The organism is Streptomyces sp. C10-9-1 (assembly GCF_024497955.1).
In the GTDB taxonomy this organism is placed as follows: domain Bacteria; phylum Actinomycetota; class Actinomycetes; order Streptomycetales; family Streptomycetaceae; genus Streptomyces; species Streptomyces sanyensis.
Map to the genome: position 1 here is coordinate 228447 of NZ_JANHKP010000013.1, position 15639 is coordinate 244085.

Here is a 15639-nt window from a genome sequence, read left to right on the forward strand (position 1 = left end):
CGGGCGGGTTCCCTCCCGGCGCGCCGCGCGGGCCTCCTCCCGCGGGAGACCGCCCCGCGCTCCTAGCCTCGTCGGCATGCTGGGGCTTCCTGACCACGTACGCGCCTGCCTGTTCGACCTCGACGGGGTGCTCACCCGGACCGCGAAGGTGCACGCGGCCGCCTGGAAGGAGATGTTCGACGGGTTCCTCCGCGCTCGCGCGGACCGCGAGGGAACCGCGTTCACGCCCTTCGACGCGGTCGAGGACTACGACGAGTACGTCGACGGCCGACCGCGCGAGGACGGAGTGCGCACCTTCCTCGCGGCACGCGGGGTGCGGCTGCCGGAGGGGTCGCCGGACGACCCGCCGGGTGCCGAGACCGTGAACGGGCTCGGCACCCGCAAGAACGCCCTGGTGCTGCGCCGGATCCGCGAGGACGGAGTGGAGCCCTACCAGGGGTCGGTGGGCTACGTCCACGCGGTGCGGGCCGCCGGGCTGCGGTGCGCCGTGGTGTCCTCCAGCGCCAACTGCCGTGACGTGCTGGCGGCCGCCGGGATCGAGGACCTGTTCGACGGACGGGTCGACGGCGTGGTGGCGCACGAGCGGGGGCTGCGCGGCAAGCCCGCCCCCGACACCTATCTGGAGGGCGCCCGCGTCCTGGGGGCCGAGCCCGCCGAGGCGGCGGTCTTCGAGGACGCGCTCGCCGGTGTCGAGGCCGGGCGGGCCGGGGGCTTCGGCGTGGTCGTCGGCGTCGACCGGGTGGGGCAGGCCGAGCGCCTGAGGACACACGGGGCGGACGTGGTGGTCCGTGACCTGTCCGAACTCCTGGAGGCGCGGTGATCACCCATTCCTGCTTCGCCGTCGAGCCGTGGTGCCTGCGCGAGACCGAGCTGAACCTGGACGTGCTGGCACAGAGCGAGTCGGTCTTCGCCCTCTCCAACGGGCACATCGGCTGGCGCGGCAATCTCGACGAGGGCGAGCCCCACGGGCTGCCGGGCGCCTATCTCAACGGCGTCCACGAGCAGCATCCGCTGCCCTACGCGGAGGCCGGGTACGGCTATCCGGAGTCCGGGCAGACGATGATCAACGTCACCGACGGCAAGGTCGTCCGGCTGCTCGTCAACGACCACCCCTGCGACCTGCGCTACGGCCGGCTGCTGGAGCACGAGCGGGTGCTGGACTTCCGTACCGGGGTGCTCGCCCGGACCGCGCGCTGGACCACGCCCGGCGGCCAGACCGTCCGGATCACCTCCCGCCGCCTGGTCTCCTTCACCCAGCGGGCGGTGGCCGCGCTGGTGTACGAGGTGGAGCCGCTCGGGGGCCCGGCCGCGGTGGCCGTGCAGTCCGAGCTCGTCGCCAACGAGCAGCTGCCGCACACCGAGGGGGATCCCCGTGTGGCCGCGGTGACCGGGTCCCCCCTGGTGGCGGAGGAGCACTTCGCCGAGGACACCCGGCTGCGGCTGGTGCACCGCACCGAGGTCAGCGGGCAGCGGGTGGGAGCGGCTGCCGACCACCTCGTCGAGGGCCCGGACGGCACCCGCTGGACGGCGCAGAGCGAGCCGGACGTCAGCCGCCTGACGGTGACCGCGGACCTGGCCCCCGGGCAGTGCCTGCGGCTGGTGAAGTTCGTCGCCTACGGTTGGTCCGGGGAGCGCTCGCTGCCGGCGGTGCACGACCAGGTCGACGGCGCCGTCGCCGCGGCGCTCAGCGCCGGCTGGGACGGGCTGGTCGCCGAGCAGCGGGCCTTCCTGGACCGCTTCTGGGCGGGAGCGGACGTCGAGGTGGAGGGCGACGCCCAGATCCAGCAGGCGGTGCGGTTCGCCCTCTTCCACGTGCTCCAGGCGGCGGCCCGCGGCGAGGAGCGCGCGATCCCCGCCAAGGGGCTGACCGGTACGGGGTACGACGGGCACTCCTTCTGGGACACCGAGTCCCTCGTCCTGCCGGTGCTCACCTGCACGGCCCCGCGGTCCGTCGCCCCGGTGCTGCGGTGGCGGCACCGCACGCTGCCGGCCGCCCGGGAGCGCGCGCTCCAGCTGGGCCTGGCGGGTGCGGCCTTCCCCTGGCGGACCATCGACGGCGCGGAGTGCTCGGCGTACTGGCCGGCCGGGACGGCGGCCTTCCACGTCAACGCCGACATCGCCATGGCCGTGGTCCGGTACGTGAGGGTGACGGGCGACGAGGACTTCGAGCGCGCCGAGGGGCTGGAGCTGCTGGTCGAGACCGCCCGGCTGTGGCGGTCCCTCGGCCACCACGACGCGGGGGGCGTCTTCCACATCGACGGCGTCACCGGGCCCGACGAGTACAGCGCGGTGGCCCGCGACAACCTCTACACCAACCTGATGGCCCGCCGGAACCTGCGGGCCGCGGCGGACGCGGCCACCCGCCATCCGGACCGGGCCGACGAGCTCGGCGTCGACGAGGAGGAGGCCGCCTCCTGGCGGGATGCCGCCGACCGGATGGCGGTGCCGTACAACGAGTCCCTGGGCGTGCACGAGCAGTCGGCCGGGTTCACCCGCCTCCAGCGCTGGGACTTCGACGCGACCCCGCCCGAGCACTACCCCCTGCTGCTCCACTACCCCTACTTCGACCTGTACCGGAAGCAGGTCGTCAAGCAGGCCGACCTGGTGCTGGCGATGATGGAGTGCCCGGAGGAGTTCAGCGCCGAGGAGAAGGCGCGCAACTTCGCCTACTACGAGGCCCTGACCGTCCGGGACTCGTCCCTGTCGGCGTGCTGCCAGGCGGTGCTCGCCGCCGAGACCGGGCATCTGCGGCTGGCCTACGCCTACCTCCGCGAGGCCGGGCTGATGGATCTGGCGGACCTGGAGCACAACACCCGCGACGGGCTGCACATCGCCTCGCTCGCCGGGTCGTGGATCGCGCTGGTCGTCGGTTTCGGGGGGATGCGCCGGCACGCCAGGCAGGACGGGGAGCCGGACCGCCTGGGCTTCGCGCCGCGTCTGCCCGAGGCGCTGACCCGGCTGGTGTTCACCGTGACGGTGCGGGGGCGCAGGCTGAAGGTGGACATCACCTCCGCGGGCGCGCGGTACGTGCTGCTGGAGGGCGAGCCGCTGGAGGTGCTGCACCACGGGGAGCCGGTGACCGTGGCCGCCGGGGCGCCGGCGGACCGGCCGGTGCCCCAGGTGCCCGTCCGCCCGGAGCCCCAGCAGCCCCGGGGCAGGCATCCGGCCGGGCCGGCGGAAGGGGAGGAGAGCGGGGGAGGGGAGCAGGACGGCGCCTGAGGCCCGTCCGTCCCGTCCGACCCGTCCGGGCCGCGGCGCCCGGCACGCCGGCGGCCACCACGGCGGCCCCACGGCACTCGGCGGCCCCGCCGACCGTCCGGGGGAGCCCCCTGCGTGCCGTCGCGCACCCGGCGCACCACCGCGGCCGGCGTCCTCTCGGGCGGCCCCGGGGCCGGTGCCCGTGGCGGGGAGGACGCGCGACCTACCGCACAGTCTGTGACCTTCGTCTCACTGTGTGGTTGAACGGGAATACAGTGAAGGGTGGGTCGGAAGGGGTTGCCACGGGCGTATTCAGGGATGGCCGAATCCCTCACTTAGGGAGTGCGGGCCGCGGGTGCGCTCCGTGGTCGGATGAGTGCGTACCGGTCACCTGCACGCTTGCCCGGGCGGCCCGGAATGTCCGTTCTGTAAATGACGTTGTGTCAGATTCCGCTCTCCGGCGTGGTGTTGTGCTGCGCCGTCCGTCGTCCCGGGTGTGACGGCCACTTCGACGCGAAAGGAAACGCTCGCGTAGTCGTCTGTTCCCTTTCGGACAGTACGGTCCGGTTGCCAGTCGTCCCCGGATGGGTGTCTCATCTGTCCTCGGCTCTGGAGTAGACGCGGGTCCCCGTCCCGGGAGGCGCGCGGTCGGATCCATCTGCAGCGGTGTCGTCGGGGGGTGAACGCACGCTTGTCCGCCGTGTGCGCAAGGTCTTTCGCGTTCGGACGCGGGGGTGGCGGTGCCGCCCTCACCGCGCGGGCCGTCCCTGCAGGTCGGGAGCTGTACGTAGCGCGTCCCGCCACGGCGGGCGTGGGCTCGCGCGCCCGCGGCGCGGGCTGAGTCAGGCCACTGTCACGGATCAGCGCACCGGACCGGAGCGATCGACGGCGGACCCGCGTTCCCCGTCCGCTCCGCGTCCCGTTTTCCGCCCCTCCCGTGCACGGTCCCGGGCGTCCCGGGGGCCGTCGGCACGGACAGCGAAGGAAGGACTCGAGGAGTCAGATGCACAAGCACCCTGAACTTTCCGCCGACCACACCGGCCGGGACTGCGCGGCACTCTGTGGGCGCATCTGCCCGATGTGCGTGGAGCGCTTACGGGGGCAGCTGCTCACGGTGCTGGAGCTGCACCGCGAGAGCGACCACGCCCTGGTCGCGCGGTCACCCCGGATGCGGGAACGGGTGAGCGGGACCAGATCCGTCGGCATGGTGCTCGACGAACGGACGGTGGAGCTGCGGACGGAGGCGGCGGACGTGCTGGCCTCCTGGGCGCGGCTGGTCGTGGAGGAGCGCGGGGCGAAGGGGTTGCAGGGCTGCGACGTCGAGTCGCTGGTGCCGTTCCTCCGCCGGGAGGTGGACTGGATAGCCGGGCATCACGCGGCCGTCGCGTTCGACGACGAGGTGCGTGATCTGCTCCAGCGGCTCGGTGCCCTGTTCGGGCCCGCGCCGGAGCGCGGGGTGGCACTCGGGGCGTGTGTGGAGCCCGAGTGCACGGGCACCCTGCGCGCCGTGGGGCGCGAGGCCGGGGAGCCGGCCGCGGCCCCCGGCCGGATCAGTTGCGACGCCGGACATGCGCTGCCGCCCGCGCAGTGGCTGATGGTGGCCGGCCAGTTGGAGAGGGGGACGCGATGACGGGTCAGAGGCGCAGGACGGTGTCGACGGAGCTGGCCGCGCTGGCGATGGGTGTCAGCGAGGCGACGATCCGCAAGTGGGCGTCCCGGGGCAAGATCACCCGCTACGGCAGGAAGCAACGGGCCGAGTACGACCTCGACGAGCTCATCGCCCTGCGGCAGCGGGCGGCGCCGCTGTCCGCCGGGGGGCCAGGGGCCTGAGGGGGTGTCATCACCGCTCCGAGCTGCGGCGACGGGCTGCGTGTAGGCGCCGCGGAACCGGGAGGCTCATTACCGCATAAGCGGGTTGACGGTTCAGAAGATTGAGTGTCACACTTCTCCCGGCGGCTCCACGTTCTGATTCCATGATCGCTTCGCGATCGACCGGATCGGACGTCTCGAAGGCCCCCGCTCCGACCCGAATCCGCGTCCGGCACCGCGCCGGACGCGGATTCTTTTTGTCTGAAGCCGACAGAGGAAGTGTGGTCGATGTCTGTTTCCCCCAGTACCCCCGCCGGACAGTGGGCCGGTACGGTCACGCACGACGGTGAGGTGGACGACTACACCGTCACCTTCCAGGAGGACGGTTCGCTCGTCGTCGTCACGAAGAAGAGCACGGGCTCCGGTTCCTGGAAGGCCACCGGCGACGACACGTTCACGTTCTTCCTGAGGGAGGACTTCAACGCCGACGTCACCCAGATCAGCCCCACCGGGTTCCGGGCCGCCTACATCAAGATCGACTTCGAGGCCCGGCTGGAGGGCGACGGCACGTTCACCGGCAAGGGCAAGGCGGTCGTCCACGACACCCACGACAAGGTGATCTACGCGACGGACGCCCGGACCGACGCGCACCGGGTGCCGTGACGGGGGCCCTCGGGCCCGGGACCGGCGACCTCGCCGCCCAGGTGGCGCGGTTGGCCGACATCGCGGCCCTGAACAACCTGATCGACCGCTATCTGACGAGCCTGGACGAGGGCCTCACGCCACCCGGGGCGGACCCGCGGCCGGGCTCCGGTGAGGGCGGTCCGGCCCGGTCCGGCTTCGACGAGGAGTGGGCGGCGTCCCTGTTCACCGAGGACGTGGAACTGCTCTTCCCGGTGGGCAGCCACCGGGGCCTCGCCGGGGCGGACCGCTTCCTGCGGGAGATCATGGAGCGCTGGAGCCGTACGCACCACCACGGCTCCCTCGCCTTCGTCGAGCCGGACGGCGACCGCGCCGAGATCGGCTGGAGCCTGCTCGCCTCGCATGTGCACTTCGGCTCACCCCTGCCGCCGCAGCCCTCCGCGTACTTCCAGATCGGCGGGCGGTTCACCGGTACCGCGCGGCGTACCGCCGCGGGCTGGCGCTTCGCGCGGCTGCGGCTGCGGATCGTGTGGAGCACCGGCACACCGCCCGGCGGTGTCACCGAGGTCGACGCGCGGAGCCTGGAGCACCCCCGCGTCCGCTCGTGAGACCGCGCCGCCCGGCGACTTCTCATCCCACCCCATCCACGAGTTCACAGGAGAACCGTCCATGCCCACCAACCTCACGCCCGAACAGCAGCGCGCACTCGTCGAGAAGGTCTTCCACGAGGGACTGGACCTCGGGGACCTGACGGCCGCCGACCGCTACCTCACCGAGGACTTCCGCAACCACGGCAGCCACGACGACTCCATGCGCGGCCCCGAGGCCTTCAAGCACACGATCCGCATCCAGCAGTCCGCCTTCAGCGAGATCAAGTACGAGATCCTCGACTTCATCTCGCAGGGTGACCGTGCCGCGATCCGCTGGGTGATGCACGGCAAGCACACGGGCCCCTTCATCGGCATCCAGCCGACCGGGCTCCAGGTCCAGCACCAGGCCATCATCTGGTTCCGCTTCGAGGGCGACAAGATCGCCGAGCGCTGGGGGATCGTGGACAACTTCACGCTGGAGCGCTTCCTGAAGTCCGGCGGGAAGCCGGTGGGGCCGCTGACCCCGAAGGCCGGGGCCCCGCAGCAGTCCTGACGGTGCACCGGTGACGGCGGGGGCGGCTCCCGCAGGGAGCCGCCCCCGCCCCCTGCCGCCGCGAGGGCGTGCCCGCAGGCGCACCCCGGGCGGCGCCGCCCGAACCACGGAGGAAGAGGAGGCAGCTGTGCCGATCGACAGACGCGTCGCCCGCTTCAACAAGGCGGTCGCCAACCACCTGGTGGGCCCCGTCCTGAGCCGGATGCCCGGCTTCGGCAAGGTCCACCACCGCGGCCGCAAGTCGGGCCGCGCCTTCACCACCCCGGTCAAGCTGTTCCGCCGGGGCGAGGACATCATCATCACCCTGCCCTACGGGCCGGGGTCCGACTGGGTCAAGAACGTGCTGGCGGAGGGTGGTTGCGAGATCACCACCCGGGGCCGGCGGATCCGGGTCACCGATCCGGTGGTCTTCACCGACGACGGCACGACGAAGATGCCGGCGCTGACCCGCCGCATCCTCTCCAGGGTCGACGCGACCCAGTTCCTCTCCCTCACGCCCGTCGCCGCGCGCTCCGCGGCGACGGGTTGAGGAGCCGGGGATGGGGGCCGCGCAGGGCGCGGGCGCACCGGGTGGCGGGCCGCCGGTCACGGTGGCCGTCGTGGTGGCCTCGGCACGTGAGGGCCGCCTGGCCCCGGACGTCTCCGGCTGGTTCACCGCGCTGGCCGGGCAGCGGGACGACCTGGTCCTGGACGTGGTCGACGCGGCCGAGCACGCGCTGCCCGGCAGTCTCGACGCGCAGGACCCGGTCGCGCTGGAGCTGCGTCCCCGGCTCGCCGCCGCCGACGCCTTCGTCGTGGTCGTGCCGGAGTACAACCGCAGCGTCCCCGGCCCGCTGAAGACGCTCATCGACAGCTTCCAGTCCGAATGGGAGGCCAAGCCCGTCGGCTTCGTGGGCTACGGGCTCTCCCTGTCGGGCGGAGTGCGGGCGGTGGAGCACCTGCGGCTGATCTTCGCCGAGTTCCACGCGGTCGGCATGAAGGACGCGGTCTTCTTCCCCCGCGTCCTGGAGCACTACGACGCGCAGGGGCGTTTTCCGGTCGACTCCGAGGGCGCCGGGGCCGCGGCCAAGCTCATGCTCGACCAGCTGCTCTGGTGGGCCCGGGCGCTGCGCGACGCCAAGTCCGTCCGTCCGTACGGCACCTGAGCTCCCTCACCTCCTCCTGAAGGACCGATGGCCATGGCCGCTGCGAGTGACCCCCTCCCCGATCTCCTGGTCGCCATCCCCGTGGTGATCATCCTCTGCACCCTGGGTGCGCGCCTCGTCCGCAGGGCCGGACAGCCGCCGGTGGTCGGCGAGATGGCCGTCGGCCTGCTGCTCGGCCCCTCCTTCCTGGGATGGCTGTGGCCGGGCGCGCAGGCGTGGCTCTTCCCGCCGTCCGCCCTGCCCTACCTGGGGCTCCTGGGCAACCTGGGACTGCTCGTCTTCATGTTCCTCGTCGGGCACGAACTCAGGATCGGCTCCCTCGTCACGCAGACCGGGACGGCGGCGCTGGTGTCCATGGCGAGCGTCGTCCTGCCCCTGGGTCTCGGCACGCTCCTGGCCCTCGGGATGTACGGGTCCTTCGCGCCCGAGGGCGTGGCGCGGCTGCCCTTCGTCCTGTTCATCGCGGTGGCCATGAGCATCACGGCCTTCCCCGTGATGGCGCGGATCCTGGCGGACCGGGGCATGGACCGGACGCGGGTGGGCGCGCTGGCGCTGGCCTGCGCGGCCTTCGACGACGTGACCGCCTGGTGCCTGCTCGCGGGGGTGGTCGCCGTGTCCACCGCCGGCTCCCCGGCGGAGGCGCTGACGACCGCGCTGCTCGCCGTCGGCTTCGCGCTCCTCATGGGCGGGGTGGTGCGGCCGCTGCTGGCGCGGCTGGCCGCGCGCGCCGGGCGGGCGCCCACCGACGGCCGGGTCCTGGTCCTGCTCTTCAGCGGGCTGTGCCTGAGCGCCCTGACCACGGACCTGATCGGGGTGCACGCCCTGTTCGGGGCGTTCGTCTTCGGGGCGGTGACGCCGCGCGGCAACCGGGTCGTCGAGGAGCAGGCCGCCCGGTTGAGGGCGTTCGCCGTCCCGCTGCTGCTCCCGCTGTTCTTCGTCACCACCGGGTTGCGGGCGGACGTCTCGCTGCTCGTGGCCGATCCGGTGCAGTGGCTGTGGGCCGGGGCGGTCCTGGTCGTGGCCGTGGTGGCGAAGTGGGGCGGCGGGGCGGGCGCGGCGCGGCTCTCCGGCCAGTCCTGGCGGGACGCGATGTCCATCGGCGCGCTGATGAACTGCCGCGGGCTGACCGAGCTGATCGTGCTGAACGTCGGGCTCGGTCTGGGGGTGATCGGCCGGGACCTGTTCACGATCCTGGTGCTGATGGCCCTGGCCACGACCGTGGTGACCTCGCCCGCGCTCAACCGGATCCGCAGGGGGATGCGGGACGGGGAGGAGCGGCGCACCGAGGAGGCGCCGGCGGGGACCCGGCCGCCGGAGGGCGCCCGGGCCGCGGGAGGGGTCCCGGCGCCCTGAGTATTTGGCGTCCTGATGATTCTCAAGTTGATAGTTAGGTGGATTGACGATACTGTCGTTCCAGGCCGGACACGTGCAGGGAGAGGGATGGGACGATGGGCGACTTCAAGAACCTCGACATGACGATGATGTTCGCCATCCACGACGCGCTCCGCCGCGAGCTGGAGCGCATCGCGCGGATCACCTCCCGGGTGGACGAGGACCCGCGGCACGTGCTCAGCACCGCCGTGGGATGGGAGCTGTTCAAGAAGTTCCTCGTCGCCCACCACACCTCCGAGGACTGCACGGTGTGGCCGGTGATGCACAAGGCGCTGGCCGGACGCGAGGCCGAGGCCGAGATCGCCCTCCTCGACGCCATGGAGGCCGAGCACGCCGTCATCGACCCGATGCTGGCGGACATCGACGCCGCCCTGGCCGACCGGGACTCCGGCGCAGCCCGCCTCGGCGGCCTGGTCGACCAGCTCTGCACGGACCTGCGGGCGCATCTGGACCACGAGGAGCGCGAGGCGCTCGCGCTCATGGACCTGACCATGAGCCAGGAGCAGTGGTCCGCGTTCAGCGTCGAGCAGAAGGACCGGATCGGGAGCGACGCCAACCGCTACCTCCCCTGGCTCCTGGACGACATCGACGCCGCCCGGGTCGCCACCGTCCTCGGCAAGCTCCCGCCTCCCCTGCGCGCCGCCTACGAGAACGAGTGGCGCGCCGCCTACGAGGCCCTGGACATCTGGGCGGCCGCGGACACGGCGGAGGCCTGAACCCGTTCCCCGGGCCCGACCCCTCCCTCCCCCGGGGCGGGGCGGGCGGATCCACCCCCCGAATCACCTCTGGAGACGTTCATGTCTATGCAGGACAGAACCGAAGCCTCCCCGCCGGGACCGGTCGCACCCCCGGGCTCCGGGGCGCCGGCCCCCTCCGGCGAACGGCTCGGCCTCGCGCTCGCGGTCATCGCGGCCGCCCAGCTGATGCTGGTGCTCGACAACACCATCGTGGCCGTGGCCCTGCCGAGCATGCAGAGCGCACTGGGCCTGTCCGACGCCAACCTCGGCTGGGTCGTCACGGCCTACGCCCTGGCCTTCGGCGGCCTGCTGCTGGCCGGCGGCCGGGCCGGCGACCTCTTCGGGCGCCGCAGGGTGTTCCGCACCGGCCTGGTGATCTTCACCCTCGCCTCGCTGCTCGGCGGCCTCGCGGGCAGTGGGGAGATCCTGCTCCTCGCCCGCGTCCTCCAGGGCGTGGGGGCGGCGATCGCGGCACCCACCGCGCTCTCCCTGCTGGCCTCGACCTTCCCGGCGGGACCGGCGCGCAACAAGGCCCTCGGTGTCTACGGGGCGATGGGCGGGCTCGGTTCGGTCGTCGGGCTGCTGCTCGGCGGCGCGCTCACCGAGTACCTCAGCTGGCGCTGGGTCATGTACATCAACATCCCCATCGCCATCGCGGTGCTGATCGGCACCGGCGTGCTGAAGGAGGGCGAGCGGGACCGCGGCAGGGTCGACGTCCCCGGCGCCCTCACCGCCACCTTCGGCTTCGGCTCCCTCGTCTTCGGCATCAACCGGGCCGGTGAGAAGGGGCTCGACGACGGCCTCACCCTGATCGGCCTGGCCGCCGCGGTCGTGCTGATCGCCGCCTTCGTCGCCATCCAGCGCTCCAGCCGGGCGCCCATGGTGCCCGGCGCCGTCGTCGCCGACAAGAGCCGGGCCGGTGCCAACGCGGTCATGTTCCTGGTGGGCGCGGGCATGTTCGCCACCTTCTACTTCCTGACCCTCTACATGCAGATCGTCAAGGGGTACGAGCCGATGATCACCGGCCTCGCCTACCTCCCGTTCGCCATCGGCATCGGCTTCGCGGCCGGCGGCGTGGGCCCGCAGCTGCTGGCCAAGGCCCCCGAACGCTCGGTCATCTCGCTCGGTCTGGTCATCGGCATCGTCGGCATGGTCTGGCTCAGCTTCCTGGAGCCTGGTCAGAACGCCCTGGCCGTCCTGCTGCCCGCCCAGCTGGTCTGCGGATTCGGTCTCGGCCTGGTCTTCGTGACCGTCACCGTCATCAGCGTCCGCGGGGTCTCCCCGGAGGACACCGGCATCGCGGCGGGCCTGATCAACACCAGCCAGCAGATCGGCGGCGCGGTCGGCCTCGCGATCCTGGCCGCGACGGCCTCGGTCATCACCGAGGCGAACCTGCCCGGGGACCGCTCCGAGGCGCTCACCACCGGGTACTCCTACGGGCTCCTCATCGGCGGCGGCATCTACCTGATCGCCCTCGTCGTGACCCTGGGCACCATCAAGGCCGCGGCTCCGCAGCCGCAGTCCCACTGACGGACCGGCCGCGGCCCGCCCCCGGGCCGCCGCCGGTTCCCCCGCCGCCCCGCCCGGGCCATCCCCCCTCCGGGCGGGGTTCGGCGTCGAAGCGCTCGCGCGCCCGGGCCACGGCCCGCCCGTGCCGCCCGCCGTATACTCGGTTACCCGGTTCCGAAGGGGAGATGACGATCGTGCGAGGCGAGCTGGACGCGACGCGGGGCCCCGTCTCGGAGACGGAAGCGACGGCCGAGGTCGCCGGCGTCCTGCCGGAGGCCCTCACCGGTTTCGTCGGCTACCTCCTGCGCCGCGTCCACGCGCAGTTCGCCACCTTCGCCGACGGACCGGCCGACGACTCCCGGGACTTCCTCGTCCTGGACGCCCTGACCCGCGGCGACTGGGTCTCCCAGCTCGACCTGGCCGAGCGGCTCGGCATCAACCGGACCATCATGGTCGCGGTCATCGACCGGCTGGAGGGCCGAGGGCAGGTCCTGCGCACCCGCAACCCGGAGAACCGCCGCCAGTACGTCCTCTCCCTCACCGACGAGGGCCGCGCCGCGGTCGAGGCGGGCCGCCGCGCGGTCGCCGCGCGCGACGCGCGGCTGACCGCCGCCCTCGCCCCCGGGCAGGCGGCCCGCCTCAACACCCTGCTGGCGAGACTCCTCGCGCCCGGCGCCGAGGGCCTCGTGCGGGGCACCGAGCACCTCGTCGAGCAGGCCCACCACCGCCTTCGCCGCCTCGGCGACGAGAAGCTGTCCGGGACGGGCCTGCGGGTCCGCCACTACGGACCGCTGGCGATCCTCGCCGACCACGGCCCCTGCCCGCAGCAGCGGCTCGCCACGGAGCTGGCCATCACCGGGCCCGCCACCTCGCAGCTCGTCGACGAGCTCGTCGACGGCGGCATGGTCCACCGCGGCCGGGACCCGCACGACCGGCGCCGGCACGCCCTGGAGCTCACCGAACTCGGGCACACCCGGCTCAAGACCGTCGCCCGCGCCGTCGACGAGCTGGCCGAGGACGTCGCGGAGCTCCTCGGACCCGGCGGCGACGACGAGTTGCGCGCCCTGCTCGTCCGGCTGCTGGAACCCGCCCACCCCGGGGTCTCCCAGGGCGCCGGACGCCGCGACTGAGTCCCGGGTCGGTCCCCGGGCGCACGAACCCGCCCTCGGCCGGGGCGCCGTGGGCCGCCCGCTCCCGCCCGGCGGCCGTCCCGCCCGGAGCCGTGTGCCCCGTCTTCCCGGGCCCGTGACGGCCGGGACGTCTACGCGTGTCATCAGCCGTGACGGCCGCCCGTCCGCGGCGCCGCCCTGCTCCCGCCGGCCCTGTGCGCAGGGCGCTCCGGGGGAGCGAACGGCGGCGGGAACCGGTCCCCCGAGGCCGGCGGGCCGACTGCCCCGAGGGCCGGAGTCCGAGGCCGGAGGGCATATCCCCGACGGGGGTTGACCGCCCGCACAATTCCTGTCACGCTTTCTCCGGTAGTACAGTCGTGCCGTTTTTCGGGCTCCTCCCAAAGGTCATTTTGCAGACCACCGGAAGGGCCCCTTTTTTGTGCCCTCTTCGCACGCGATCGCACCCACCTGACGAAGGAGAAGGCCCGTGGTCGACCAGAAGAAAGAAAGGCCCGAAGGAGCGGACGGCATTCCCGCGGAGGCGACGTACGATGTCGTCATCCTGGGCTCCGGGATCGCCGGATCGGTAACCGGAGCGATTCTCGCGAAGCACGGGGCGAGGGTTCTTCTCGTCGACGCGACCCTGCATCCGCGATTCGCGGTCGGTGAATCGATGACGCCGCAGCTCGTCGAGTGGATCCACATCCTCTCCGAGCGCCACGACCTTCCCGAGCTCAAGAGTCTGGCCAGTGTCCAGCAGAGCACCCGGGACATCGGCCCCACCTTCGGGACCAAGGCCCACTTCGGGTTCATGAAGCACGAGGTCGGCAAGGAGCCCGACCCGCGCGAGGCGACGCAGCTGGCACTGCCCAAGATCTTCCACCAGAACAGCCACATGTTCCGGCAGGACAGCGACTCGTTCATGTTCCATGTCGCCGTCCGGTACGGGTGCGTGGCCAAGCAGGGCTGGCGGGCCGAGGACGTCGACTTCGACGAGGACGGCGTCACGGTCACCGGCCGCAGCGGCGCTCCGGGCGCCCGGCCCGAGTCCTTCCGCGCGAAGTACGTGGTGGACGCCTCCGGGTTCCGCTCCCCGCTGGCCCAGAAGTTCGACCTGCGGGACAAGCCGGCCCGCTTCAAGCACCACTCGCGCTCCATGTTCACCCACTACGTGGGGGTGAAACGCTTCGACGACGTCAGCGGCCACCCCCGGGCGCTGCGGCCCCCGGCCGACTGGCACACGGGCACGATGCACCACCTCATCGAGCGCGGCTGGTTCTGGATCATCCCGTTCGACAACCACAAGGACTCGCGCAACCCGCTGTGCAGCGTCGGCCTCACGATGGACGAGCGTACCTACCCCAAGCCCCAGGACCTCACCCCCGACGAGGAGTTCGCGCTCTTCCTCGACAAGTACCCCGCGGTCAAGCGGCAGTTCGACGGCGCGGCCAGGGTCAGGGAGTGGGTCTCCACGGACCGGCTCCAGTACTCCTCCAAGCAGACCATCGGCGACCGCTGGTGCCTGATGTCCCACGCCGCCGGCTTCCTCGACCCGCTGTTCTCCCGGGGCCTGTCCAACACCCTCGAAGTGGTCGACGCCCTGACCTCCCGCCTGCTGGAGGCGCTGGAGGACGGCGACTTCTCGGCCGAGCGCTTCGCCTACGTGGAGCGCCTGGAGCAGGGCCTGCTCCGCTACAACGACGAGATCGTCAACAGCTCCTTCATCGCCTTCTCGCACTTCCGGCTCTGGAACGCCGTGTTCCGGGTGTGGGGCTCGTTCATCACCCCGGGCACGATGCGTCTGACCCGGGCCCGGCTGAAGCACTTCCGGGACAAGGACCAGCGCCACTTCCGGGAGCTGGAGGAGAACGACTACCCCGGGCTGTGGTGGCCGCAGAGCGACAGGTTCAAGATCCTGCTCGAAACCACCTCGGAGACCTGCGAGAAGTACGAGGCGGGGGCCCTGAGCGGAGACGAGGCCGCCGACATCGTCTTCAAGCTCCTCGAGGAATCGCCGATCGTCAATCCCGTCTTCGGCTGGAAGGACGAGAGCAAGCGGTTCATCTACCCGTCCACCGCGACCATGGCCCGATTCCTCTACTGGGCCTCGGTGCAGGCACCCCCGGAGATGAACTCCGTCGGCAGGGAATTCCTGCTCGGCATCCTCAAGGCCGGATCCAAGGTGCGGAAGCTCCTCTGAGGGACTGCCGATCACGACGTGTCAGAGATCCGCAGTCCCTCGGGTATGCGCGCGTTCCCCGAGACCGGTAACCGTCATGAAAGGGATGCACATGTCCGCAGCGCGCTCACTGATCGACAGCCGAGTGAAACAGCCGATCGAAGCGAAGGAATTCCGGCGCGTCTGCGGACTCTTCGCCACGGGGGTGACGGTCATCACCGCCGGAACCCAGGGACAGGCCGAAGGCACGACGGTGAATTCCTTCACCTCGGTCTCACTCGAACCGTCGCTCGTGCTGTTCTGCCTGCACCGGGAATCCCGGATGCATGCGGTGATCGGCCGGCACGGCACCTTCGCCGTCAACGTCCTCGCGGGCAGCCAGCAGGAACTGGCCCGCTCCTTCGCCCGCCGGCGGCCCGAGGGCTTCGACGGCGTCCCCCACCACTTCGCCCCCGACGGTCCCCCGGTCCTCACCGAGGCCCTGGCGTACCTGACCTGCTCCACCGTGGCCGTCCACCCGGGCGGCGACCACGACATCGTGGTCGGCGAGGTGCTGGAACTGGCGGCGCCGGGCAGCTCCCGGGAACCTTTGATCTTCTACGACGGGACACTGGGCCCCCTGGACGCCCCGGACGGGCGCTTCGGCCAGGCCGGGCCGAAGGCCCCGGCGGCGGGCCGGACCGGGGCCGACCGCGATGCGTAGAGTCCTCATCGCCAACCGTGGCGAAATCGCTGTCCGCGTGGCCCGGGCGTGCCGGGATGCGGGGATCCTGAGT

Annotated in this window: 16 protein-coding genes; all 16 read left to right on the plus strand. The window is 72.2% G+C overall.

Annotated features, from left to right (window positions below; all coding sequences use genetic code 11):
• Positions 1 to 76 precede the first annotated feature (76 nt).
• On the plus strand, positions 77 to 820 hold the full coding sequence (locus NPS70_RS20210) for a beta-phosphoglucomutase family hydrolase (protein WP_256525747.1): 744 nt from the start codon (positions 77 to 79) through the stop codon (positions 818 to 820).
• Positions 817 to 3219 (plus strand): glycoside hydrolase family 65 protein, encoded by a 2403-nt coding sequence (locus NPS70_RS20215; RefSeq protein WP_256525748.1) that lies wholly within the window; start codon positions 817 to 819, stop codon positions 3217 to 3219. The genes NPS70_RS20210 and NPS70_RS20215 overlap by 4 nt, the downstream gene beginning before the upstream one ends.
• A 982-nt stretch (positions 3220 to 4201) precedes the next feature.
• The gene (locus NPS70_RS20220; RefSeq protein ID WP_256525749.1) at positions 4202 to 4828 is read left to right on the plus strand and encodes an OvmZ protein; all 627 of its coding nucleotides are present in this window, start codon (positions 4202 to 4204) and stop codon (positions 4826 to 4828) included.
• Positions 4825 to 5028 (plus strand): transcriptional regulator, encoded by a 204-nt coding sequence (locus NPS70_RS20225; protein ID WP_256525750.1) that lies wholly within the window; start codon positions 4825 to 4827, stop codon positions 5026 to 5028. Before NPS70_RS20220 ends, NPS70_RS20225 begins: the two co-directional genes overlap by 4 nt.
• A gap of 267 nt (positions 5029 to 5295) precedes the next feature.
• Entirely contained in the window at positions 5296 to 5670 is a 375-nt protein-coding gene (locus tag NPS70_RS20230) for a dehydrogenase (protein ID WP_256525751.1), read from the plus strand.
• A complete protein-coding gene (locus tag NPS70_RS20235; protein ID WP_256525752.1) occupies positions 5667 to 6257 on the plus strand; it encodes a nuclear transport factor 2 family protein in 591 nt (196 codons plus the stop codon). Before NPS70_RS20230 ends, NPS70_RS20235 begins: the two co-directional genes overlap by 4 nt.
• A gap of 61 nt (positions 6258 to 6318) precedes the next feature.
• Positions 6319 to 6792, plus strand: a complete 474-nt coding sequence (locus NPS70_RS20240) for an ester cyclase (protein ID WP_256525753.1) — start codon at positions 6319 to 6321, stop codon at positions 6790 to 6792.
• A gap of 127 nt (positions 6793 to 6919) precedes the next feature.
• Positions 6920 to 7321 carry a nitroreductase family deazaflavin-dependent oxidoreductase gene (locus NPS70_RS20245; protein WP_256525754.1) on the plus strand — a complete coding sequence of 134 codons (402 nt, stop codon included), beginning with the start codon at positions 6920 to 6922 and terminating at the stop codon, positions 7319 to 7321.
• Positions 7322 to 7331: 10 nt separating this feature from the next.
• Positions 7332 to 7937 carry an NADPH-dependent FMN reductase gene (locus NPS70_RS20250; protein WP_256525755.1) on the plus strand — a complete coding sequence of 202 codons (606 nt, stop codon included), beginning with the start codon at positions 7332 to 7334 and terminating at the stop codon, positions 7935 to 7937.
• A gap of 33 nt (positions 7938 to 7970) precedes the next feature.
• Positions 7971 to 9290, plus strand: a complete 1320-nt coding sequence (locus NPS70_RS20255) for a cation:proton antiporter (protein WP_256525756.1) — start codon at positions 7971 to 7973, stop codon at positions 9288 to 9290.
• 95 nt (positions 9291 to 9385) lie between these two features.
• Positions 9386 to 10045 (plus strand): hemerythrin domain-containing protein, encoded by a 660-nt coding sequence (locus tag NPS70_RS20260; protein ID WP_256525757.1) that lies wholly within the window; start codon positions 9386 to 9388, stop codon positions 10043 to 10045.
• An 81-nt stretch (positions 10046 to 10126) separates the two neighbouring features.
• Positions 10127 to 11596: an MFS transporter gene (locus NPS70_RS20265; RefSeq protein ID WP_308315033.1), complete on the plus strand. Its 1470-nt coding sequence runs from the start codon at positions 10127 to 10129 to the stop codon at positions 11594 to 11596.
• Positions 11597 to 11760: 164 nt separating this feature from the next.
• Complete coding sequence (locus NPS70_RS20270) at positions 11761 to 12705, plus strand: MarR family winged helix-turn-helix transcriptional regulator (RefSeq protein ID WP_256525759.1); 945 nt, start codon at positions 11761 to 11763, stop codon at positions 12703 to 12705.
• A 466-nt stretch (positions 12706 to 13171) separates the two neighbouring features.
• Positions 13172 to 14884, plus strand: coding sequence for an FAD-dependent monooxygenase (locus NPS70_RS20275; protein ID WP_256525760.1), 1713 nt, complete (start codon positions 13172 to 13174; stop codon positions 14882 to 14884).
• A gap of 91 nt (positions 14885 to 14975) precedes the next feature.
• Positions 14976 to 15566: a flavin reductase family protein gene (locus NPS70_RS20280; RefSeq protein WP_305886101.1), complete on the plus strand. Its 591-nt coding sequence runs from the start codon at positions 14976 to 14978 to the stop codon at positions 15564 to 15566.
• Positions 15559 to 15639, plus strand: an 81-nt coding sequence (locus tag NPS70_RS20285) for a biotin carboxylase N-terminal domain-containing protein (RefSeq protein WP_305886143.1), incomplete at its 3' end; no start/stop codon positions are given. The genes NPS70_RS20280 and NPS70_RS20285, both read left to right, overlap by 8 nt.

Coding starts and splice junctions, on each gene's coding strand:
- NPS70_RS20210 (WP_256525747.1), top strand. CDS start 77: ATGCTGGGGCTTCCTGACCACGTACGCGCCTGCCTGTTCGACCTCGAC.
- NPS70_RS20265 (WP_308315033.1), top strand. CDS start 10,127: ATGTCTATGCAGGACAGAACCGAAGCCTCCCCGCCGGGACCGGTCGCA.
- NPS70_RS20225 (WP_256525750.1), top strand. CDS start 4,825: ATGACGGGTCAGAGGCGCAGGACGGTGTCGACGGAGCTGGCCGCGCTG.
- NPS70_RS20220 (WP_256525749.1), top strand. CDS start 4,202: ATGCACAAGCACCCTGAACTTTCCGCCGACCACACCGGCCGGGACTGC.
- NPS70_RS20280 (WP_305886101.1), top strand. CDS start 14,976: ATGTCCGCAGCGCGCTCACTGATCGACAGCCGAGTGAAACAGCCGATC.
- NPS70_RS20230 (WP_256525751.1), top strand. CDS start 5,296: ATGTCTGTTTCCCCCAGTACCCCCGCCGGACAGTGGGCCGGTACGGTC.
- NPS70_RS20240 (WP_256525753.1), top strand. CDS start 6,319: ATGCCCACCAACCTCACGCCCGAACAGCAGCGCGCACTCGTCGAGAAG.
- NPS70_RS20255 (WP_256525756.1), top strand. CDS start 7,971: ATGGCCGCTGCGAGTGACCCCCTCCCCGATCTCCTGGTCGCCATCCCC.
- NPS70_RS20250 (WP_256525755.1), top strand. CDS start 7,332: ATGGGGGCCGCGCAGGGCGCGGGCGCACCGGGTGGCGGGCCGCCGGTC.
- NPS70_RS20270 (WP_256525759.1), top strand. CDS start 11,761: ATGACGATCGTGCGAGGCGAGCTGGACGCGACGCGGGGCCCCGTCTCG.
- NPS70_RS20260 (WP_256525757.1), top strand. CDS start 9,386: ATGGGCGACTTCAAGAACCTCGACATGACGATGATGTTCGCCATCCAC.